20 protein-coding genes and 1 pseudogene are annotated in these 19,774 nt (G+C 61.5%); 12 read left to right on the top strand and 9 right to left on the bottom strand.

The genetic code is table 11. The features are described 5' to 3' along the window. Nucleotides 1-24: 24 nt before the first annotated feature. The 5 genes from V6617_RS18605 (at nt 25) to V6617_RS18585 (ending at nt 3,107) form a co-directional block, all read left to right on the top strand. The gene (locus V6617_RS18605; RefSeq protein WP_338611048.1) at nt 25-498 is read left to right on the top strand and encodes a hypothetical protein; all 474 of its coding nucleotides are present in this window, start codon (nt 25-27) and stop codon (nt 496-498) included. After that, on the top strand, nt 495-1,361 hold the full coding sequence (locus V6617_RS18600) for a DUF7007 domain-containing protein (protein ID WP_338611046.1): 867 nt from the start codon (nt 495-497) through the stop codon (nt 1,359-1,361). Before V6617_RS18605 ends, V6617_RS18600 begins: the two co-directional genes overlap by 4 nt. Further along, the gene (locus tag V6617_RS18595) at nt 1,358-1,561 is read left to right on the top strand and encodes a hypothetical protein (protein ID WP_338611044.1); all 204 of its coding nucleotides are present in this window, start codon (nt 1,358-1,360) and stop codon (nt 1,559-1,561) included. The genes V6617_RS18600 and V6617_RS18595 overlap by 4 nt, the downstream gene beginning before the upstream one ends. After that, complete coding sequence (locus tag V6617_RS18590; RefSeq protein ID WP_338611041.1) at nt 1,558-1,821, top strand: hypothetical protein; 264 nt, start codon at nt 1,558-1,560, stop codon at nt 1,819-1,821. The genes V6617_RS18595 and V6617_RS18590 overlap by 4 nt, the downstream gene beginning before the upstream one ends. A 698-nt stretch (nt 1,822-2,519) precedes the next feature. Beyond that, nucleotides 2,520-3,107, top strand: a complete 588-nt coding sequence (locus V6617_RS18585; protein ID WP_338611039.1) for a hypothetical protein — start codon at nt 2,520-2,522, stop codon at nt 3,105-3,107. A gap of 78 nt (nt 3,108-3,185) precedes the next feature. Here the strand turns inward: V6617_RS18585 and V6617_RS18580 are convergent, their stop codons facing one another. Together V6617_RS18580 and V6617_RS18575 are read right to left on the bottom strand one after the other, a co-directional pair. Continuing rightward, complete coding sequence (locus tag V6617_RS18580) at nt 3,186-3,410, bottom strand: hypothetical protein (RefSeq protein ID WP_338611037.1); 225 nt, start codon at nt 3,408-3,410, stop codon at nt 3,186-3,188. A gap of 217 nt (nt 3,411-3,627) precedes the next feature. After that, nucleotides 3,628-3,918, bottom strand: coding sequence for a hypothetical protein (locus tag V6617_RS18575; protein ID WP_338611035.1), 291 nt, complete (start codon nt 3,916-3,918; stop codon nt 3,628-3,630). Nucleotides 3,919-4,160: 242 nt separating this feature from the next. On the opposite strand from V6617_RS18575, the gene V6617_RS18570 reads away from it, so the two are divergent. The 3 genes from V6617_RS18570 (at nt 4,161) to V6617_RS18560 (ending at nt 6,591) form a co-directional block, all read left to right on the top strand. Beyond that, the gene (locus V6617_RS18570) at nt 4,161-4,346 is read left to right on the top strand and encodes a hypothetical protein (protein ID WP_338611034.1); all 186 of its coding nucleotides are present in this window, start codon (nt 4,161-4,163) and stop codon (nt 4,344-4,346) included. 317 nt (nt 4,347-4,663) lie between these two features. After that, nucleotides 4,664-5,590 carry an ArdC family protein gene (locus V6617_RS18565; RefSeq protein ID WP_338611033.1) on the top strand — a complete coding sequence of 309 codons (927 nt, stop codon included), beginning with the start codon at nt 4,664-4,666 and terminating at the stop codon, nt 5,588-5,590. Between the two features lie 689 nt (nt 5,591-6,279). Next, complete coding sequence (locus V6617_RS18560) at nt 6,280-6,591, top strand: DUF736 domain-containing protein (RefSeq protein WP_338611032.1); 312 nt, start codon at nt 6,280-6,282, stop codon at nt 6,589-6,591. A gap of 77 nt (nt 6,592-6,668) precedes the next feature. On the opposite strand, the gene V6617_RS18555 is transcribed toward V6617_RS18560, so the two are convergent. The 4 genes and pseudogenes from V6617_RS18555 to V6617_RS18540 all read right to left on the bottom strand — a co-directional run bounded on the left by V6617_RS18555 (nt 6,669) and on the right by V6617_RS18540 (nt 9,894). Next, entirely contained in the window at nt 6,669-6,923 is a 255-nt protein-coding gene (locus tag V6617_RS18555; RefSeq protein WP_338611030.1) for a WGR domain-containing protein, read from the bottom strand. A 602-nt stretch (nt 6,924-7,525) separates the two neighbouring features. After that, nucleotides 7,526-9,442: a Ti-type conjugative transfer system protein TraG gene (gene traG, locus V6617_RS18550; protein ID WP_338611029.1), complete on the bottom strand. Its 1,917-nt coding sequence runs from the start codon at nt 9,440-9,442 to the stop codon at nt 7,526-7,528. Continuing rightward, a pseudogene (gene traD, locus V6617_RS18545) lies at nt 9,432-9,653 on the bottom strand (conjugal transfer protein TraD); the annotation flags it as partial. The gene traG and the pseudogene traD, both read right to left, overlap by 11 nt. Beyond that, nucleotides 9,646-9,894 carry a TraC family protein gene (locus tag V6617_RS18540; protein ID WP_338611028.1) on the bottom strand — a complete coding sequence of 83 codons (249 nt, stop codon included), beginning with the start codon at nt 9,892-9,894 and terminating at the stop codon, nt 9,646-9,648. The gene V6617_RS18540 and the pseudogene traD, both read right to left, overlap by 8 nt. 252 nt (nt 9,895-10,146) lie before the next feature. Here V6617_RS18540 and traA point away from each other — a divergent pair, with 252 nt between their 5' ends. Genes traA through V6617_RS18520 form a run of 4 tightly spaced genes read left to right on the top strand, consistent with a single transcriptional unit; the run spans nt 10,147 to nt 16,525 of the window. After that, a complete protein-coding gene (traA, locus tag V6617_RS18535) occupies nt 10,147-14,214 on the top strand; it encodes a Ti-type conjugative transfer relaxase TraA (RefSeq protein ID WP_338611027.1) in 4,068 nt (1,355 codons plus the stop codon). After that, nucleotides 14,211-14,738: a conjugative transfer signal peptidase TraF gene (gene traF / locus V6617_RS18530; protein ID WP_338611025.1), complete on the top strand. Its 528-nt coding sequence runs from the start codon at nt 14,211-14,213 to the stop codon at nt 14,736-14,738. Before traA ends, traF begins: the two co-directional genes overlap by 4 nt. After that, nucleotides 14,707-15,882: a conjugal transfer protein TraB gene (locus V6617_RS18525; RefSeq protein ID WP_338611023.1), complete on the top strand. Its 1,176-nt coding sequence runs from the start codon at nt 14,707-14,709 to the stop codon at nt 15,880-15,882. Before traF ends, V6617_RS18525 begins: the two co-directional genes overlap by 32 nt. Nucleotides 15,883-15,892: 10 nt before the next feature. Then, on the top strand, nt 15,893-16,525 hold the full coding sequence (locus tag V6617_RS18520; protein WP_338611021.1) for a conjugal transfer protein TraH: 633 nt from the start codon (nt 15,893-15,895) through the stop codon (nt 16,523-16,525). A 207-nt stretch (nt 16,526-16,732) separates the two neighbouring features. On the opposite strand, the gene V6617_RS18515 is transcribed toward V6617_RS18520, so the two are convergent. Genes V6617_RS18515 through V6617_RS18505 form a run of 3 tightly spaced genes read right to left on the bottom strand, consistent with a single transcriptional unit; the run spans nt 16,733 to nt 19,328 of the window. Continuing rightward, nucleotides 16,733-16,984: a hypothetical protein gene (locus V6617_RS18515; protein ID WP_338611020.1), complete on the bottom strand. Its 252-nt coding sequence runs from the start codon at nt 16,982-16,984 to the stop codon at nt 16,733-16,735. Between the two features lie 15 nt (nt 16,985-16,999). Beyond that, a complete protein-coding gene (locus tag V6617_RS18510) occupies nt 17,000-18,187 on the bottom strand; it encodes a ZIP family metal transporter (RefSeq protein ID WP_338611019.1) in 1,188 nt (395 codons plus the stop codon). A 1-nt stretch (nt 18,188) separates the two neighbouring features. Then, nucleotides 18,189-19,328, bottom strand: coding sequence for a multicopper oxidase domain-containing protein (locus V6617_RS18505; protein WP_338611018.1), 1,140 nt, complete (start codon nt 19,326-19,328; stop codon nt 18,189-18,191). Nucleotides 19,329-19,774: the final 446 nt, after the last annotated feature.

The following is a 19,774-nucleotide window of genomic DNA, read 5'->3' as shown; positions in this document are numbered from 1 at the left end:
CCATCGAACAGGAGGACATCACCCATGTCCTGGCAACTGATCTACGACAATGGACCGCTCGGTGCGATCATCCGCTATTCCGACGGCACGCCCCGTCCACCCGAACGGCACCGCCGAAAGCTTCGGGCCTGGGAGCGCCACAACAACACGGGCCGGCTGGTAAAAAAACAGGCCGGTGGCGCCGTCGGCGAGACCACCATCCCCGCCAGCTTCACGCTTCACGAGGGGGATTTCGGCAGCAAGGCCGTCATCGTGCTCCGGGTTTTCAGGACGTTTTCGGTCGACAGCGCGCTCGCGTTCTCAATCACCGAGCGGCCCTCTGTTGGCTCGATCCTCGTGCTCGATCGTCCCGGTGATGCCGGCGAGCTGGTTCACGTCGCCCAAAACCAACAGGCGGCCGACGAATGGCTGTCGCGCCACGGCTATCCCAACGCCGTGCTGCACGAAGTGACCGCCGATGAGATCGCCGCCGATCGCGGCGAGGGGAGGGCGGCATGACCCTTCCACAAACGCAGCCAGATTCTACGGCGCCGCCGGAGGTACATTTCGCCACCAGCGCCGAAGGATTTCCCGTTGCACATCTCGGCGATACCGCTTTCGCCATGCCGGCCGGCCACGGCGAAACGCACTTTCTTGCCACAACCTGGCGCGTGCGCCGGCCGCTGGCGGTACTCGTTCGCAATGAATTCTATGGGCATGGTGAAGCGCTCGCCGGCGAAGAGGCGTTCCGCGCCAAGGTGCTCGAACCGGCCGGACACGCCGGTGAAAAACGTGCCCTCGGACGCCGCGAAATCCGCTCACATGCGAACATCTCATTGGGATCGTCCCAGGGTGCAACGGTCTTTGCCGAGGGTGTCGTCTGCCATTCGACTGCTCGCCATGGCGGCTTGCATCTCGCGGCCGACCGCAATGTGAAGGTCGACCGGCGGCTTCGCCGACCGGGCGGCTGGTACGAGGAAGAGCCCGAATGGGTGATCGTCGCGCTCACCTTTCGGCATTTGTTCACCAGCTTCGAGCGGCGGAGCGCCGAGCAGACCGTGAAAGACAGCTGGTCGGATGCCTGGGAAGCGATCTTTGGAACCGTGCGCTGGCCCGGCCAGTCCCATGAGAAGGACCGGCGCGCGTTCCACGCGCGGCACGCCGGCGACTGGATCGTGATTTCCGCCATCAGGTCGGAGCAGCGCGACGGATATGTCGAGGTCGTGGCAACCCTCGGCGGCCGGCGCGGACCAGAGGCTGAGAAACGGCGGTTCTTCGTTCCGTCCGCAGAATACGAGATCGGTCGTATAGGTTTCCTCGCCGATCCCGTCCGGCACGAAATCTCCGAAGGCCCGTTGAGCTTTGTTGGATGGGGGCGATGATGTCCGTCCCCTGGAAACTCATCGCCATGGCTTTCGGCTGGCGAGCCAGCTTCCGGCTCGAGGGCACCCATCCCCGCCTCGTCATCCATCACAGGCGCCACCCCGATCGGCTCGCCGGCGCCGACGCATGGAAATGCGCCGCTCTCATCTCGATCCGCGCGCCTGACTTCATCAATCCAAAAGGGAGACAAAGCTCGTGACCACCTTCCTCGTCGCCGTCCACCTCGTTGTCGATACGAATGGCTCCAATCCGCGAGCAGACATCGTTGCGGCGCTCGAGGCACACCTCGACCGCCCCGCGCAACCCGTGCCGGCTGCAGGCCGCATTCTCGACCGGGCCGTCGCCGGCGAAGGCTTGGCCGCGTCCATGGCCGCGGTCACCATCCCGTCCGATTATAGGCCCGGAACCTCACGGTTTCCGCAATGGTCCGCCGTAGGGCCGAAAAGAGCCGCGTCATGATGGCCGCCACGCTAACGAACTTGCTCTGCCGGATGGAAGCGGCACACCGGCAGACGAGGGCGCATCTCGAACGGATCGAACGTCAGATTTCGGCCAGGGCGGAACACATGACGACGATCGCCAAGACGAAGGCGAAAGCGCATCCGCGCGGGGGATCGCGCTGGACCCGATCCGATGACGCCATGTTCCCGCCTATGTCGACTAGCTCGGCTTCGAGCGGAGCGGTGAAATCGATGAGCTCAGCCGAAAGCTACCCGGCAGGAGCGCGCGATCCCAGCCGTGAGGGCGAAGACCACTGTCGATGAAACGAGCACCATAGCGGACTCGCAACCTCCATAGTGACGGCAGGGGCGTTTGCGGGGGGGCCACGGTCTTTTCTTTCAAATTGGGTGCCGGTGCAATGATGCTCCTGCCGGCCTCCCTTCGGTTCTGTCGCGGACGTAAACCGGCGGGCGGAGCCTTCAAGGCCGCTGGCGCGCCGCGGTGCGGCCGCACGCACCATTCTCGCCAAACCTGTCCCGCGCGGGTTGCGCAAGGGCAGAAAGCCCTGCTGGCCCGCAAGTCAGGTTCGCTCGCCTCGGTTCGCGCGGACCCTGAAGCCCTCCGTCTTTCCGCCGGTCTCTTTTGCCCGCGCCCGAAGGGAGGCCGGCAGAGGCTGGCTCGAACCTTCGGTCCAATCTTGAAGGAAAGGAACTCACATGACCAGCAACGCTCGTCCCTCTCGTCAATCGGGCAAGGTCGTCCAACTCCGCAAGGGCGCCTCCCTCGAAATGGTCCGGCTCGCCTGTCCCGACAGCGCGCAAGCTTTTCTCATCTCCGAAAGCTTCGGCCGTCCCGTCGTCGACAGCGACGGTATCCGCGATCTCCACCACAAGATCATCGTCGACACGGCCGAATCCCTGAGCGAAGGCCTCGGCGAACGAGCCATGCAGATCCACCTACAGCGCATCGTCGGTTCTTATGTCGGCTCCGCTCATGGCGCCGGCCAGTTCTATTCCCGAGCGGTCTCGGAAGCTCGAGACGCGACCGCGAAGTCGGCCAGCGATGCCCGCGACGATGATCTCGACGGTCCCGTCGGGTTCGACAGCAATGCCCAACGCAAGCGCGAGTTCGCTGCCGATATGGGCATTCAGGCCCATGCGCTCCGCTGCGCGGCCGAAGGTGTCGTGACGGCCTATGAAGAGGTCGTCGGCGAAGCCTGGAAGCCGTTCCAACGCCACGTCGACAATCCTGGGCAGACCGTCGATCGCAAGGCGGCCGAACTGCAGATGGCGGCTCTGGATTGAGCGGCCGGGGCGGAGTTCCGGCTCCGCCCCTTTCTTCGTTGCTTCGACGTCTCGATTTGGCAAAACAGCGTAAAATACCTATTTTACGTGAAGCGCTGGAGCCATGTGATGAAGCAATACGCCTTTTTCCGATATGAACCGCTCCTCGGGTGAAATCCTCGAGGCGGCGATGATCGAGCCGGTCGTGCTCACCAAGCACGGCAAGGAAAGCAATATGTTCTCTCTGCCCGCATTCATCACCGCATGCGCGGCGAGCCGAGCCCGACGAAGTCCTATTTGCTTCATGAAGCCGACGATATTCATGAGGAGCTTATGGCGGGAATAGACGCCATTCTCGACCCTGACAAGACCGATGTTTGAATAGGGCACATCTCCGATTCCATTATCTCTGGCATCGCGAAGCGCAAAAGGGCGAGGAATGCGGTCGGTAGCCCCGCTCTGTCTGCATCGTCATAACCCCGCCGGGCAGTCCGGATGTGGTGTTTCTCTTTCCCTTCACCTCGAAAGAGCTTGTTGCAGGTTAGCTGGCCCTGAGCGTACCGAATGCCGGCTCATTGGTTTTGCCGCGCCGTGCTGGATATTTCTCGACCAATACAATCGCGTCGAGATGGACAAGGACTACAATTTCGTTTCCACCAAGCCGATCGGTTCCGTGAGAGCCGCATTTCTGCGTGAGATTGCCGTAGCCATCAAGCAGGCGGCGCGAAGCGTCGACATTCGGGCCGTCAAACTGATCTGACCGCTCGCCGGCGTCGGATAAGCTTGACTCTTCACATTCTGAGATAACGCCGGTTGGGCGGGAGAATGTCATGCTGATCCAGCCTGCGCGACCAATTCTGCACGTCACTCGGCTCCATCTTGGGAGCGGGCCAATCCCGCTCTCTTGTGATGGCGTCCTGGCATTCTCCCGGAACTACCACGATCAACCCGTAAAGGGTCCGCTAGCCAAGCTGCGGCCGCACCGGCTTCGCCGTTGCGGTGAGCGCGCCCGGGTGCCTGCCTTTTGAGGAGCCATCGAGCGGGATTGGCCCGCTCCCAAGATGGAGCCCCCAGATGCCGCACAACCTCGAACTCGCCCAGAAGCACGCCTGGAGCCTCGCGCGCACCCTGATGACCACCGTCATCCTCTTCAAGTCCCACGACGAATACGGCGTCCTACCGGCCGACGAGATTGAAGACGGGGAAGTCACGCCGCTCTTTGAGTACGATCCTTTCGCCGGTGCGCGTTCGGTTCACTGAACCGGCCTCGCCCTTGATGCGGCCCGCATCCGCGGTACGCCGCGCCGGGCGGAGCGCCCTGGCGCCCGCCAAGCCCCCCTCATGCCCGCGCCTCGAATGCGTATCGAACCGATGAGAGACAGTGTGTGGGTTTTGCCGCTCCACGCCCCCGTCCTGGACGACGCTCCTGCCGGGTCCGGTGTCGCGCGCAACGGCTTCGCCGTCCTTCACTGACGTTCCGGCCCGTAGCGGGTGCGCCCGCCTCCTGATCCCCCGGCTGAAGGATCGCCATGACGGGGCCGCGATCGGCGCGGCCTCCAGAATGGAGGTTCACGAAAATGAGCAGGAAAGACAAGCAGTCCCGCGTCGACCTTTACGCGAAGATCACCGACCGTATCGTCGCGGACCTGGATAAGGGTGTGCGCCCGTGGGTGAAGCCATGGAGTGTGGGCAATGGAACGGGCCGCACCACGCGCCCGCTACGCCACAACGGCCTGCCGTACCAGGGCATCAATACACTGCTGCTGTGGTCGGAAACGGTGGCCCGGGGTTTCGTGTCGCCGATCTGGATGACGTTCAAGCAATCCGTCGAGCTTGGCGGTCACATCCGCAAGGGCGAAACGGGCACGACGGTCGTCTATGCCAACCGCTTTACGCGCACCGAGGTTGACGCGCAGGGCGATGAAGTCGAGCGCGGCATCCCGTTTCTGAAGGCATATACGGTCTTTTGTGCCGACCAGATCGAGGGTCTGCCCGCACAGTATTATGCGATGCCTGACCCTGTCGCCAATCCTGTCCAGCGCATCGAGCATGCCGACCGCTTCTTCGACAACACCGGAGCGGTCGTTCGCTATGGCGGGGACAAGGCCTATTACGCGCCTTCGTCCGACCATGTGCAGCTGCCGTCACCGGAATCCTTTCGAGACGCGGCTTCTTTTGTCGCCGTCAGGGCGCACGAAACCCTGCATTGGACAGCCGCTCCCCACCGGCTGAACAGGGATCTCAGCCGCTACCACAAGGACGCTACGGATCGCGCGCGCGAAGAATTGCTCGTGGAGCTCGGAGCCGCCATGCTCTGCGCTGACCTCGACATTGTTCCCGAGCTCGAGCCGAGGCTTGATCACGCTGCCTATATCCAGAGTTGGATCGATATTCTTGGCTCTGACAAGCGGGCCATCTTCCAGTCCGCGGCCCATGCGCAGCGCGCGGTCAATTATCTCCACGACCTCCAGCCGCAGGCGGAAGAATTGGGGAGGGCGGTCTGATGCTACACGCTCCGACCGCAGGACGGTCGCGTCACCGAGTGTCAGAAATGGGGTTTTGTCAGCTGCTATGTCCATGGCCAGAGTCGCCTTGCCGGACTGCCGCGGTCCCGAGATGAGAACCACAAGGGTGTCGGACAGCGCTCCCTCTATCCTGGTTTTTGCGAATCTGGGATACATTCGAGAGCCAACTTTCTTCGACCGATTGAAATCAAAAGCCCAGCAGATAGAAAGCTAAAGTTCCGTCGACTGAAAGCGACTGCACCTCCGCCGCAGGGTTGAAAGCGACTGGTCGTCCTTTGCACCCGTCCTGGTTACCGCTGTCGAACCTCGATTTGTATTTCGATCACACCTCGCTAGAGCGCCGTTGGCAATGGGTTGTCCGGCCGCGCTGTTCCGGCAATGATCATTCCGTTTCCGCGAGAGTCGCGCCCATCCGCGTCCTCGATGTGACTGGTCTGACCGAAGACCGATCCCGCTCTGGCGGGCTCTCGATCTTGTCCCAGCAACGACCGTCGCGACTTTCTTCCCCTGGCGGCTGCACCGCCATTCCTCGCGGACAAGAAAGTCCCTCCCGGCCGTCTTCCACTCTCGTTCCAGCCCCTTGCGGGGTGCAGGCCGATCGCCCCCGGTCTGTCGACCGTCATCGAGGTCGCGATGGACGCGGCCCGGCAAACATAGGAATGAGACACATGGCTACCATCGGCACCTTCACCTCCACGAGCAACGGCTTTACCGGCGCTATCAAGACCCTCAACCTCAACGTCAAGGCCAAGTTGGTCCGCGTCGAGAACCCCTCCGACAAGGGCCCGCACTTCCGCATCTTGGCAGGCGCCAATGTCGAGTTGGGCGCTGCCTGGCAGAAGACCTCTAGCGAGGGCCGCGACTACCTCTCGGTCAAGCTGGACGATCCGAGCTTCTCCGCCCCGATCTACGCCACCCTGATCGAGGTGGAGGGCGAAGAGAGCCTGCAATTGATCTGGTCCCGGCCGAACCGGGACTGATCGCGATATGGAAGGTCTCGCCGATCGGGCGGGACCTTCCCCACCTCCTCGACCTATTCGGGTTTGACCGGTTTCGATCAATCGGCAAGCATGTCGCGATATCCGCGCCTCCGCTTCACGCGTTCCAGACGGCTCATCGCCACGTCGGCATCGGATGCCGCGTCGAAGGTCTCCACCATCATCTGGCCGCGGTATCCGATCCGGCCCCACTCGCGCACAATCGAGGTTCCGCCAAAGAGGGTGGGCTGGACAGTGAGGCTATAGAAGCGACGCATGTTCCGGGCCGGATCGATGCGCCGAAGATGAATGGACCTGTGAGCGGAATGCGTCATGGCCGAAGTTTCACCTCGCTCGGCCGCTGGGTCCAACAAATTTCTTGAATCAATGGCGCCCCGGTGATTCAAAAAGCTGATGGTTGGAGGGACCGTCACGAAGGTACCGAGAACCCTCAACCACGTCTTGCTCGAGAACTACACTTCTTGCCCTGTGACCAAGAGGCCAAGATCAAAGCCTTTATCGAACACCACAACCACCAGTGATACCACAGAAGCCTGACCAAGATGATCTCGGGTAGACGCCTATTTCAGCGGACCACAAACCATCATCGAAATCCGCGAAAGGACCAAACGACAAACAATTCAGTATCTGCCCTTGCAACACAGCAAAATCGCCGCGTAACATCAACCTATAGACAAGGTCGACACTCCGCTCATCGTCGCTCCAAATTGCGCCAAATGTTCTAACGACGAACAATGGCAAGCGGCCATGCCACCATTTGGCGGCACATACAGGAGTCCGGGACCGCCCCGGTTTTCCACCCCGCGAGGGGCGGAGCGAAGCGGAGGCCTGAACGCGCTCTCCACATAGCGCCGAAGAGAAGGCCGGAGCTTGTGGTAAACGGGGGCGAGTCGGCTTGCGCTTAGGACATCGCCGCTTATGCACTCGCCTGAAAGCTGTTTGTCTCGACGAGTGCTGCGAGTTCGGGCCGCCGGAAATATATCGCACGACCGCACCGAAGAGGTGGATTGCCGCTGGTGAGTACAATTTGCTCGTCGGAACGCATCTGCATGACTTCGTGCGGCTGAATGAGCGGACGCTGAGAGAGCTGTTTTGACCGTGTTCGCGAATATCCGGAGCCGCGCGAGGTGCGGCTGACTTGGTTGACCTCGACGGTGGTCTGGCCGCAACGGTCGGAAATGTATTTCGCGGTTTCGGGATCGTTGATCGCGGCGAATGATACCCAGGATGCGGATTCGAACCACTTGCTGGTCGCGTCGCGGCCGCCGAAGGCCTCGCGCATCTGGCCGAGGGACTGGAACAGCATCAGGAGGGTGATACCGTATTTGCGGCCAGCGTCCCGGGCGGTTTCGACTACGCGCATGTAACCCAGGCGGGCGGCCTCATCGAGAAGGAAGAGGGCGCGCTCCTTAAGGTCACCGTTGCGGTTGTAAACGGCTTTGAGGAATGCGCCGATGATGACGCGCGCGAGGCCGGGATGGTTTTCCAAGGTCGAGAGGTCGACGTTTATGAACACCGTCATCCGGCCATTGGCGATGTCGTCGGTCAAAAAAGTGTTGCCCGACACCATGGCGGCATAGCTGTCATAAGACAGCCAATGGGTTTCCTTGGCGGCAGTCGCGTAAACGCCTGAAAAGGTCTGCGGCGTCATGTTAATGAAAGGGGCAATGACCTCCTTGACGAAGCGCGACGTCGATCGCTCGTAAAGCTCGGCGAGTTTTTCCTTCAAGGTCTCTTCCGGCTCGGCCAGGCGAGCACGAACGACGCGCAGCGATCGTTCGCTCACCGTGTCGCCAGGATCCGACAACATCACATCGGCGATGACGCCGGTGATGAGCTGTTCGGCGGAGATGCGGAAGAAGTCATCGGAGCCGGACGTGACACGCGGTTTTTCCGACATGAGCCATGCCGCGACCGAGGCAATGTCTTCTTCGGGCGAATTGCCGAACCTGCCGATCCAGTCGAGCACGTTAAACCCAACGTTGGGTCTCCTTGGATCGAGGATCAGAACGTCCTGCCCATGCGCTTCGCGATGTTCGGCCACCATGGGAGCAATCTCGGTCGAGGGGTCGAGGACGATCATCGAGCCCTTGAACTTGAGCGCGGTCGGGATCACGACGGATGTCGTCTTGTAGCCGCCGGAGCCGGCAAAAGCGATCCCGTGGGTCGAGCCGAAGCCGCAATCGAAACAGACCAGGGGTACGTTCCCGCCCTTGCCCCAGGTCTCCTTGCGGCGCGAATCGAAATTGACGGTCGATACGGAATCGAGATCGACACGGTAGCGTTCACCGACGACGATACCGCCGCTCTCGGGAAAGAGGCGGACGGTCGTCGTCTTGTCCATCCATTCGCTATCGCCATGGATGGCCCGCCGGCCCGTCAGCCGTTTCGGACCGGTCGCACCGAAAGCGGCATTTCCCTTGAGTGCAACCTTGAGGCCGAACATTCCGGCTCCGAAGGCAATGGCCGCGCCTCCGAGGGAATAAAGATCGAGGTAGTCGATGGCCGATCCGCTTTGGACCTGTGCGGCGAAGCCGGACACGCGCGCAGCCTCCGAAACGATCGCGAGTGCGAGCGCACCAAGTCCTCCGATGAGGACGCCTTGACCCGCGAACTGGATGACAAGCGATCCTTGCGCAGCGAACAGAAATGTGACGCCGATCACGGCCGCCATGGCATAGGGAAGGGCGAGCCCGAGCCGTCCGAGCGTCTGGTATGACCAGGGCGTCGTACCGAATGATGCGAGCCAGGTTTCACTGCCTCTAAGCGCCAGAACCGCTCCGATCATTAGCGCCGCCGGGACGATCAGCAGCGCCAGCCTCTTTGCTGTCATTGTTGAACTCTGCCTTTCCAATGGCCATCAGGCGTGTCCGTTCGGCCCCGTCGTTGATGCGACAAGCCGCATCAACGAGTGCACCGAGGATCAGGGCCCGGTCTTCGTGCCGAAGCCCAGCCTTGACGACAAGGCCGCCGAGCTGGATTTTCTCTCGTGCATCCTTTTTCCGCGCGTTTGTTTGCGATGCCTGATAGCGCCGCTCATGCATCAGAACGGCTCGTTTGAGCACCAGAAGCCCGGTCGCCCGTGGGCGTTTCGGCCTGCTTCTGAAATCGCACGGTGAGTTCTTTAAACCCCTTCAGAATCGCCGCGTCGTCGACACTGACATCGCCCAATCCCGCCTTCATCGCCAGCCGGCCGATGCGCTCGGCCTCTTTCGCTTCTGCGAGTTTCAGCTGCTCCTGAAGCCGTTCGATCTCTTCGCGGATGCCTGACGAGGAACGTCTCATATGCGGTGTGTCTCCTGTTTCGAAAAGCGTAGTTCTTCGCCTGGACACTGCCCGATTGGAAGCATGGCGCGCACCTGTGGAAATCCACAGTAGGCGCAGACCGATGAGGTCTGCGACAAATCCCGCCATTCGAAGAATGGTCCAAGGGCGCGCTTATACGTCGCTTCGCGACGTGCGCCGGGAGGCTTGATTGCCGTGTTCGCCTTTCCACCCCCGCCAGCTTGAGGGCGCTTCTGCGCCGGGCGAGGGCTAATGGCGATCTACCACCTTGAAAGCCAAGTCATCAGCCGAGGCGAGGGCCGCAGCGCTGTGGCCGCCGCTGCCTACCGGCACGCCGCCCGTATGGAGTTTGAGCGAGAGGACCGCGTTGCGGACTTTTCGAACAAGAAGAATGTCGCCTATTCGGAGTTCATGGCCCCAGAGGATGCGCCAGAGTGGTTGCACTCGATGATGGAGGGCCGCAGCGCCGTCGAGGTTTCAGAGGCGTTCTGGAACATGGTCGAAGATTTCGAGACGCGGCGTGACGCGCAGCTCTCGAAAGAGTTCGTCCTGGCGCTGCCGAAGGAGCTGACCAAGGATCAGAACATTGAGCTGGTGCGCGACTTCATTGGGCAGCAGATGTTGCTCCGGGGAATGGTGGCCGATTGGGTCTATCACGATGTCGAAGCTAATCCGCACGTTCATATCATGACGACCTTGCGCCCGCTCACCCAAGAGGGTTTCGGAGCGAAGAAGGTGCCGGTTCTCGACAATTACGGGAACCCTCAGCGCGGCAAGAACGGCAAGATTCAATACCGGCTGTGGGCCGGTGATCGTGGAACCCTCAACGAGATGCGCGCGGCCTGGGCTCAGGTTCAGAATGTCCATCTTGCCCAACACGGCATCGATGCGCGCGTCGATCACCGCTCCTATGCCGAGCAGGGCATCGACCTTACGCCACAGGGAAAGATTGGCATTCGGACGCGGAACATTGCCAAGGAGGCGCTGGCGCAAGGTCGCGAAGTCGACCTTGATCGCATGGCGCTTCATGAGGATTTGCGTCGGGATAATGCCGCCCGGATCGCCCGCCGACCGGGGATCGTGATTGATGCCCTATCGCGGGAAAAGAGCGTCTTTGACGAGCGCGATATCGCCAAGCATCTGCATCGCTGGATTGATGATGGTCAGCAGTTTCAGAACCTGTTGGCGCAGATCATGGCAAGCCCGGAGCTTGTCATGCTCGCCAGCGAGGGCGTCGATTTTGAGACCGGCGAAGTGCGGCCGGCACAATTCGCCACGCGGGAGATGGTGCGGATCGAGGACGCCATGTCCCGGCAGGCGGTGCATCTTTCGACGCATGGTGCGTTCGGCGCCGAGGTCCATATCCGCAACGAGGTTCTGGCAAATCATCGCCAGCTTTCCGATGAGCAGCGCAACGCCATCGAGCTTGCAACCGGCAATGAACGGCTCGCGCTGGTCGTCGGTCGCGCCGGTGCAGGCAAAACAACGATGATGAAAGCGGCGCGGGAAATTTGGGAAGCATTCGGCTATCGCGTCGTGGGTGGCGCGCTGGCCGGTAAGGCCGCCGAGGGGCTTCAAAAGGAGGCCGGCATTGAAAGCCGAACGCTCGCGTCCTGGGCGCTCCAATGGGAGCAGGGCCGCTTGAAGCTGGACGACAAGACCGTCTTCGTCATGGACGAAGCGGGCATGGTGTCCTCGCGCCAGATGGCCAATTTCATATCGGCCGCAGCTCATGCCGGAGCAAAGATCGTTCTGGTTGGCGATGCCGACCAGCTTCAACCGATCGAGGCGGGCGGAGCGTTCCGAGCCCTGTCCGAACAGATCGGTTTTGCCGAGCTTTCGACCATCTACCGCCAGCGTGAGCAGTGGATGCGCGATGCGTCCATGGCCCTGGCACGAGGCAATGTGAGCGATGCTTTGGCGGCCTATCAGGAGAAGGGACATATCATCGAGAAGGCCACCAAGGACGAGGCTATTGCGTCCATGGTGGGCGATTGGGTTGCCGATTACGATCCGAACCGCACCACCCTCATGATGGCTTTCATGCACAGGGACGTGGCGGCGCTCAATGCGCTCGCCCGCGAAGGCTTGCGCGCGAAAGGGCTGATCGAGGAAGGCCATGCGTTCCGAACGGCCAGTGGCGTGCGCAATTTCGCAGCCGGCGACCAGATCGTGTTCCTGGAAAACGAAGGTTCGCTTGGCGTTATGAACGGCATGATCGGCCGTGTCGTCGAGGCCGAGCGCGGCAAGATCATTGCCGAGGTTGGCGACCCACAGAGTGGGGACCCACGTAGTGGGGAAGGGACGCGCCGCGTCACGATCGAGCAGCATATCTATTCCAAGATCGATCACGGCTACGCCACCACGATCCACAAGAGCCAGGGCGTTACCATCGACAAGGTGAAGGTCCTGGCGTCATCCATGTTCGATCGTCACCTGACCTATGTGGCGCTCACCCGGCACCGTGACGAGGTTCAGCTTTATGCAGGTGCCGACGAGTTCAAACGTTCGGTCCGCGTCGATCATGCTGCTGGTGTTACCGGCCAGATGATCGACGCAGGGGAGGCTAAGTTCCACGATGCGGAGGACGCCAGGCCGACGCCCTATGTCGATTTGCGCGACCTGGCCGGGATCACACATCGGCTTTGGGGCGTGAGCTTGCCGGAGGCGACTGGCAATGCCAATGCCCGGATTGGTGACACGATCACGCTGCGCCAGGACGGCACGGAAGAGGTTACGGTTCGAGTTGCCGTCGTGGACGAAGCAACCGGCGAGAAGCGTTTCGAGGAACGTCTTGCCGAGCGCAATGTCTGGACCGCCAATGTCATTGAGGCGGGCGACCCGGCGCTTGCTGCCGTGGGCGCCGAGATCCTGTTCCGCCGCCCCGGCAAAGTCGACCATGCGCAGGGTGTCACCGGCGAGCTGGTCGAAAAGGGCGAGGCGGGGTTCGGTGACGATCCCGATGCCAAGCCCACCCCTTATGCCGATGTGAAAACCCCCGATGGTGTCATTCACCGGCTTTGGGGCGTGGCACTTCCGCAGGCCATAGCGAGGGCAGGGGCCGAGACAGGCGACACGGTTTCGCTTCGCCGCAGTGGTACGGAGGAAGTGACTGTAAAGGTTCCGGTCAAGGATGCCGCGACCGGGGCGACACGGCTCGAGGAACGTCTTGTGGAGCGCAATGTGTGGGAAGCGATCCGGCTGGAAACAGTTGCAGATCGCGCCGCCCGCCTTGCGAGAGAGCCTGAAAAGTCAGCTTTGTTTGGCCAGCTCGTCGCGCGCATGTCGCGTTCGGCCGCCAAATCCACGACGCTCGATTTCGTCGGCTCGAAACTCTACGGCCAGGCCGTGGCCTATGCGACCCGTCGCGGGATGCATGGCGCTCGCGTCATGAAGGCCGCGGCCGTCAATCAAACCCGCTGGCTGGCACGTCAGCGTGACCGCCTCGCCGCCGCCAGTCGCAAGCTTGCGGCCTTTGTCGAGCGGTTTGGCCGTGACCGCACAATTGTCGCGCAGGCAATGCCTGCACCCTCACAGCCATGGTTGCGCGGCCGCGCGACGTGGCGACTTTCGATCCCCCAAGCCGCGGAGGCAAAGATGCAGTCAGATGCTCAACTCACCGTCCACTGGACGCAGATTCAGGACCGCATGAACAACGTCTATGAGAAGCCGCAGGAGGCCATCGCCTCGATGGGGCTCGAAAAAGCCCTGCAGGGCGACCGGGCGGCGGCCGAGGCGATCAGCAATCAGCTTGGCCGTGATCCAGAAGCCTATGGCCCGTTGCGCGGCAAAGCCGGCCTGTTTGCATCGAGCGCCGCCAAGGCCGAGCGGGATCGTGCCATCAACAACGTGCCGGCGCTTCGTGATCAGATCGGCAACTATGTCCGGTTGCGCGCCGAGATTGCGGACCTTCGCACGGTCGAGCTTTCGCGTGAGCGGGATCTTCAGCGCATCGACGTCCCGGCAATTTCGTCGGCAGGGAACGGTGTCTTGGAGCGTGTGCGAGACGCGATCGACCGCAACGATATCGATTCCGGCATGGCCTACGCCCTGGCCGACAAGATGGTCAAAGGGGAGATCGACCGGCTCAACACGTCCCTGGACGAAAAGTTCGGCAAGCGCGCCTTCGCATCGAAAGAGCCGAGTGGACCAGCCTTTGAGGCGGCGGCGTCGAAGGTGACCGAAGGCGACCGGGCGAAGCTGGCAGCGGCATGGCCCCTGTTCCATGCCAGCCAGCAGATCGCGGCCCATGAGCAGAAGCAGGCCCGACAGCAAGCCCGGGCGCAGACGCAAACCCGCGATCAGGGGATGACGCGATGACCAGCCGGCGCGCTGCTATCGCCGTCATCGGCGTCGTCGTTCTCGGTTCTATGGCGGCCGCCTTCGCCTTTGGGGGCTATCGCGTCAATTTCACGCCCAGCTACGCCTACGGCTTGTGGCGTATTGAGCCGCTGGACCGCGAGGTGAGGGTAGGGGACCGAATATTTATCTGCCCGCCACCGGGCGCGGCGGCCGAGCTGGCGCTTGAACGCGGATATCTGCCGCGCGGCCTATGCCCTTCGGGATCTGGACCGCTCATCAAAACCGTGGTCGCCCTTTCCGGACAAACGGTCGAGGTTGACGGCCAGGTCATCATTGACGGCACGCCGCTTCCACACTCCGCCGTCCTCGAGGCAGATGCCGAGGGGCGGGCAATGCCGGTTCATGGCGGCGGGACCGTGGAAACGGGCGCGCTTTTTGTTCACTCAGATTTTGTCGGTTCCTATGACTCACGCTATTTCGGGCCGCTCCCGGCCGAGGGGACACTTGGGCTTGCCCGCGAAGTTTTCACCTTCGCCCCGTAGCATCGCGCTTTCGGCCGCATTCATTGCGGGCGGGATCTTCACCGGAGCCGTCGGGTGGAGCGGTCATACACTCGCCCTTGCTGCCGGCGTTCTTTTCCCGGCGCTTTGGGCCTTCGCACCGTCGCGCGCCGTTGCCGCGCTTGTCGCTCTTGCCCATTTCCTCGCCGCATCGCGCGGCCTGCCCGAAGGCGTCGCGATCTTCTACGGTTCGGATATGGGGATGGGCCTTGTGCTTTGGCTGTTGGCCTCACTCATGTTTGTTGCGGTTCACACCATTGTCTGGACTCGAAAGGCAGGGTGGCAGCGCCCCATTCGCTACGCGATAGCCACGATCCTCATGAGCTTGCCACCATTCGGCATAGCCGGATGGGCGAGCCCGATCACGGCGGCCGGCGTCTTGTTTCCCGGCTGGGGCTGGTTCGGCCTTGCAGCGACAGCGACTGGCCTTCTCATCATGACGACGAGATTATGGCCGATCGCCGCGCTCGCCCTGGGAGGAGCGTTCGCATGGTCCGCCGCAAGCTGGACCCTGCCGACAGTGCCGGAAGGCTGGCAAGGGATCGATACGAGCTTCCAGTTCAGTGAAGCGGGCCAGTACGCCGACTATGCGCAGCACATGGCGACCATCGCCATGGTGAAGGAGGCCGCAGGGCAGGGGGCAAGCGTTGTTGTTTTGCCCGAAAGCGCATTCGGAATCTGGACCGCGACTACCGAGCGCCTGTGGACCCGCGAGTTGGCCGGAACCGATGTGATGATCAATGGCGGTGCAATTGTCATCGACCACTCCGGCTACGATAACGTCATGGTGCAAGTGTCCGGAGAGGGCAGCGAGGTCATCTATTATGAGCGAATGCCTGTGCCGATCTCCATGTGGCAGCCTTGGACTACAGGGGGGGCGAATGCGCATTTCTTCGCCAATCCGGTCGTTGACTTTGCCGGCGTTTCGATAGCGCCGCTCATCTGCTACGAACAACTCGTTATCTGGCCGATCCTGCAATCCATGCTGTTTGGCCCGGAGGTCATCGTTGCGACGGGGAACGGCTGGTGGACGGGTGATACCAACATCGTCGCCATTCAGAAGGCGAGCGCCGAGGCGTGGGCCGCGCTTTTCGGCGTGCCACTGGTAATGGCTTTCAACCATTAAGGAGGGCCCGATGATCGATCCTGAATTGATCCAGCTCTGTGCTGATCCCCGGCTTGAGGTCGAAATTGTTCAGCAGTTCGTTTCCGAAATGAACGCTTCCGACCATCTGACCATCCATGTTTCCCAAGGCAAGCGCACAATCCTCGTACCCAAGCCCGAGACGATCGAGCAGGCCGTTGAGACGACGCGGGAGTGGGTAGGGCAGGCGAATGTGCGCGTCGGGGTAACGCAATACCCAGCCGGTTTGGGTGTGACTGATCCGAGCCAGATCAGCCATGAGCTGTTCGACAGTTGCGAAAACCTGCGCATGGGCACCGAGCTTTTCGACAAGGTGCTGCGCGTGGTGACGCAATGGTATGGCGGTCCGGCTGAACCGGCCTTTGAGGACGCAATCTATGCCTATCGCACCGGCTGGTTCGAGGGCGAACGCATCTTCTATGCCGAAGATCCGGAAGTCGAGGTCATGGCGCCCGAGCGCTCGACGGCGCAGGCGGAACCCGGAACCGGCGATGCCGCCCAGGCTGAGGCCGAGGCGGGGCCGTCGGAGCCGCCCTTTAGCTATCAGGACCCCAACTCCGCTTCTATCCGAATTGATCTATCCGGCATCCGTGTCCACAATCAGGAGCCTCCCTCGAGCCAATGAACAGCCATATCATCGTCACCATCTTGCTCTGCACCTTCAATGCAAACCGGCTGAAAACCGGATTTGGGATGGCGATCCAATCCGGCGTGACCTGACCCGCGAAGTAGCCCTGCGCTTCATACACTTGGCCGATGACTGGATTGCCGACTGCCGCGGTCGCAGCAGAGTTTGCCACACGGTTTCCATGCGCGGATTGCGGTTGAACCTTCACCAAATCAGACAGGTTTGCCGCTTCAGCGGTCGACTAAAAGCGGACGTCGGACGCGCGCTACCAAGCGGCAATTCACGGCGAAAAGAGGTAGCCTCCTCCATAGGTCTTGCCAATTGCGCCGAAGCACGGTCCCAAAAATCTTCATGAAAGGGAGTGGAGCCAACGAGAAACATGACATTCACAAGTGTTGCGTTGCGCTTGTGCAGAATGAATACAGCAGGAGTGCCCGCAAAAGCGTCGCCTTTCAATCGATGGGGCTCCCGCTACACCTTGATGGCGGCAGCTGTGACGTACATGAACGCCACGCCGACCAGAAAGCCCGACAGGACCGGCGGCGATAACCAGGATGGCCCCCGGCCCCCGCTGCTGCGCAGGAAAAAGGCGCTCACTTCGACGATCACTTGGAGAATGGCACCGGCCCCAACCCCCAGGGCGAGGGCTGACCATTGGGAGCCGTAGGCGAGGCTGCCGATCCACATGCCAAAAACCGCAGGTGCACCAGCGACCAATGTAAGGGCACCGAAGGCCCAAAGCGGTGGCTTTTGTCGAACGATGGGAGCGGCAATGCCGATACCCTCGGTGACATTGTGAATGGCGAAACCGAGAACGAGGAAGGTCCCGAGACCTGCAGAGCCAGCGGCGAAGGCTGCGCCAATGGCGAGGCCCTCTCCAAAATTGTGCAGGCCGATCCCGAAGGCGATGTAAAATGCCAAAGCCAGCCCTTCGGGCCGCCCGCCGCGGCGGCTGATACCCATGAGAATCAGGAACGTCGCCAGAGCCGCGAGGATGACCATTGCCGGCCCCTGGAAAAGAGGCGCCGACTCGGCAGCCAACTCCAACGCCTCGAGGGTCATGTCGACGAGCAGGAAGGCGAGTAAGCCCACTGTGAGGGCCAGCACGAAACCCATGCCTGACGTGCCCATGTTGCGCATGGCCGGATAGAACATCAAACCGATGGCGACAGGCAAAATACCGACGATCGCACCGACCACGGCCTGCTGGAGGAGTTGTCTTTGGGTGGCAACCGGCGTGTGCACCGCGACGGCGATTTCGTGCTCGAAGGTAGCGCCGGTATTGGTCATCAGTTTGACACGGTGCGCTTCGCCCAGCACCCAGGGATAGGGAATGTCTATCCATGCGGTCGATCCGCGCGCCAGCGGGCCGGAGGGGGTCATGGCGAAATCCCAATAGGCGTCGTCTACCTGGACCTGCGCGACCGTCATGTCCTCGGAGCCGCCGGCACGGACCTGGACCTGGATGCCACCGTCATTCAGGACCGTCCTCTCAAAGGTGATCGCTTCGACCGGAGGGGCGCCATTGTTGAAGCTTCGAAGCGGGTCTGCCGCAGCAACCCAGATAATGGCAATGGCCAGCACCAGCAGGGGCGCCAGCAGCCAGAAAAACCGGCGCAGGCCGGACGAGGCGTTGGACGATTGTGCAAGCTCGGTCATATCAGGCCTCCACGATGTCGAACATGCCCATCCACCCCAGCTCGGTGAACTCTGACTGGTGGGCATGAAACATGTACATGCCGGCCTCGTGGTCGGCGTAGCTAAACTCAAGAATGCCCCGCTGCGCCTGGCACTGCATGATCAGATCGACGGTGCGCAGGGTCGGGGTCAGGGTCGTGCCGGTATCGAAGTAGTTGAAGAAGTTGGCGTGCAGGTGAAACGAGTTGATGGGATCGAATTCGGTTGCGTTGACGAGATAAATGCGCACCGGTCGCGACTTCTCGATGTGGATGGGCTTCTGTGAATAGGCATTGGCGATCGTGTTGACCGCGTAGAACTCGTTCTCATTGTCGAAATTGGTGTCGAAGGCGTTCATGACCATCACCAGTTCCTGCCAGCGGGCATTCTCCGGCGTGCCAAACAGGCGGGATCGCGCGACATCGGTATTGTCAGGATGGAGGTTCGGATCGGGATCGATCACGAAGGCTCCGTACATGCCTTTGTGCATGTGCCGCTTCAGCGGAAATGCATGACAGTGATAGAGGTGGCAGCCGAATGGCTTGGCATCGAATTCGTATATGAACTCGTCGCCCGGGTTGATCAAGCCAGCCCCCGGCACACCGTCCATGCGCCAGGAATGGATGCCGTGAAAGTGCATGGAGTGCGGATGGGAGCCGTAATTACGGAAGATGATCCGCAGCCGTTCGCCTTCCTTTGCTCTGAGAGCGGGACCAGGCACACGGCCGTTGAAGGTCCAGGCTGGAAACATCACACCCGGGGCGATCTCGATCTCCTTGTCGATGGCCTCTACCTCGAAGGTGCGCAGCGTCCGTCCGTCATCCATCGTCGAGACGGTGCCGACATCCCATTCGGTTAGCATTGCAGTCGGATCGAAGCCGTTGCGCTGTAGGTCGACATTCCCCACCGTCGTCATCCGCCCGTGTCCGCCTTCATGCGCCCCAGGCGCCGCGTCCAGATCAAGGGGAGGTCGATCAGGGTCTGGCATCGCGGTCATATCGTGACCCTGCATGGATTGACCAGCGACAGAGGAGGTCAGCACAACCGTACTGCCCGCGACGGCCAAGCCACCAATAATGAGGCTGCGACGCCTCACCATGTCCACGGATTTGTCGAGTGCCATAGCGTCCTCTAATGCGAATGGTTCGCAACAACTATCGCACAGTCGTGTGTTTTTGCAAGTAGGAATGATTTGCATCTGGGTAGTTTGATGGGGCTCGGTGTACATGGAGCAGTCGCCAACGCCACAGTTGCAAGCGGAACGGCACTGTTGACCGTATACTCGCTGGACCTTGGCCTGCCCTTTATCCTGCGCGGGTTCATGACACGGATTTTGTCAATGCGCCGAAATGGCCGGGCCCCCCAAGGTTGCCGTCCCTGGCGGGGTGGTTATGGTGTCGCCCACTACCGGCTATCTCTCCAGCTTTGTAATTTTGGTGCCTCCGCACGTTCCCGGCCAGCGACCGGATCGGCTGAGCCTGAGTCTTAAGGGATTATGCGATATGCTCAGGCGAGCCTTTCAATCGCACTGGCGGATTTCTGCTTGTCGGGCGACTGGTCGTGCTCGGC

This window comes from Pelagibacterium nitratireducens, from assembly GCF_037044555.1.
GTDB classification, from domain to species: domain Bacteria; phylum Pseudomonadota; class Alphaproteobacteria; order Rhizobiales; family Devosiaceae; genus Pelagibacterium; species Pelagibacterium nitratireducens.
The sequence above is the reverse complement of the archived record's forward strand: the minus strand, read 5'-3'. Positions and strand labels throughout refer to the sequence as shown.

What these genes read in the sequence shown, in the direction of transcription:
- V6617_RS18520 (WP_338611021.1), top strand. Translation starts at nt 15,893, where the DNA reads ATGATCGATCCTGAATTGATCCAGCTCTGTGCTGATCCCCGGCTTGAG.
- V6617_RS18540 (WP_338611028.1), bottom strand. Translation starts at nt 9,894, where the DNA reads ATGAGACGTTCCTCGTCAGGCATCCGCGAAGAGATCGAACGGCTTCAG.
- traG (WP_338611029.1), bottom strand. Translation starts at nt 9,442, where the DNA reads ATGACAGCAAAGAGGCTGGCGCTGCTGATCGTCCCGGCGGCGCTAATG.
- V6617_RS18575 (WP_338611035.1), bottom strand. Translation starts at nt 3,918, where the DNA reads ATGACATTCTCCCGCCCAACCGGCGTTATCTCAGAATGTGAAGAGTCA.
- traA (WP_338611027.1), top strand. Translation starts at nt 10,147, where the DNA reads ATGGCGATCTACCACCTTGAAAGCCAAGTCATCAGCCGAGGCGAGGGC.
- V6617_RS18595 (WP_338611044.1), top strand. Translation starts at nt 1,358, where the DNA reads ATGATGTCCGTCCCCTGGAAACTCATCGCCATGGCTTTCGGCTGGCGA.
- V6617_RS18585 (WP_338611039.1), top strand. Translation starts at nt 2,520, where the DNA reads ATGACCAGCAACGCTCGTCCCTCTCGTCAATCGGGCAAGGTCGTCCAA.
- V6617_RS18600 (WP_338611046.1), top strand. Translation starts at nt 495, where the DNA reads ATGACCCTTCCACAAACGCAGCCAGATTCTACGGCGCCGCCGGAGGTA.
- V6617_RS18605 (WP_338611048.1), top strand. Translation starts at nt 25, where the DNA reads ATGTCCTGGCAACTGATCTACGACAATGGACCGCTCGGTGCGATCATC.
- V6617_RS18510 (WP_338611019.1), bottom strand. Translation starts at nt 18,187, where the DNA reads ATGACCGAGCTTGCACAATCGTCCAACGCCTCGTCCGGCCTGCGCCGG.
- V6617_RS18580 (WP_338611037.1), bottom strand. Translation starts at nt 3,410, where the DNA reads ATGAATATCGTCGGCTTCATGAAGCAAATAGGACTTCGTCGGGCTCGG.
- V6617_RS18560 (WP_338611032.1), top strand. Translation starts at nt 6,280, where the DNA reads ATGGCTACCATCGGCACCTTCACCTCCACGAGCAACGGCTTTACCGGC.
- V6617_RS18505 (WP_338611018.1), bottom strand. Translation starts at nt 19,328, where the DNA reads ATGGCACTCGACAAATCCGTGGACATGGTGAGGCGTCGCAGCCTCATT.
- V6617_RS18570 (WP_338611034.1), top strand. Translation starts at nt 4,161, where the DNA reads ATGCCGCACAACCTCGAACTCGCCCAGAAGCACGCCTGGAGCCTCGCG.
- traF (WP_338611025.1), top strand. Translation starts at nt 14,211, where the DNA reads ATGACCAGCCGGCGCGCTGCTATCGCCGTCATCGGCGTCGTCGTTCTC.
- V6617_RS18565 (WP_338611033.1), top strand. Translation starts at nt 4,664, where the DNA reads ATGAGCAGGAAAGACAAGCAGTCCCGCGTCGACCTTTACGCGAAGATC.
- V6617_RS18555 (WP_338611030.1), bottom strand. Translation starts at nt 6,923, where the DNA reads ATGACGCATTCCGCTCACAGGTCCATTCATCTTCGGCGCATCGATCCG.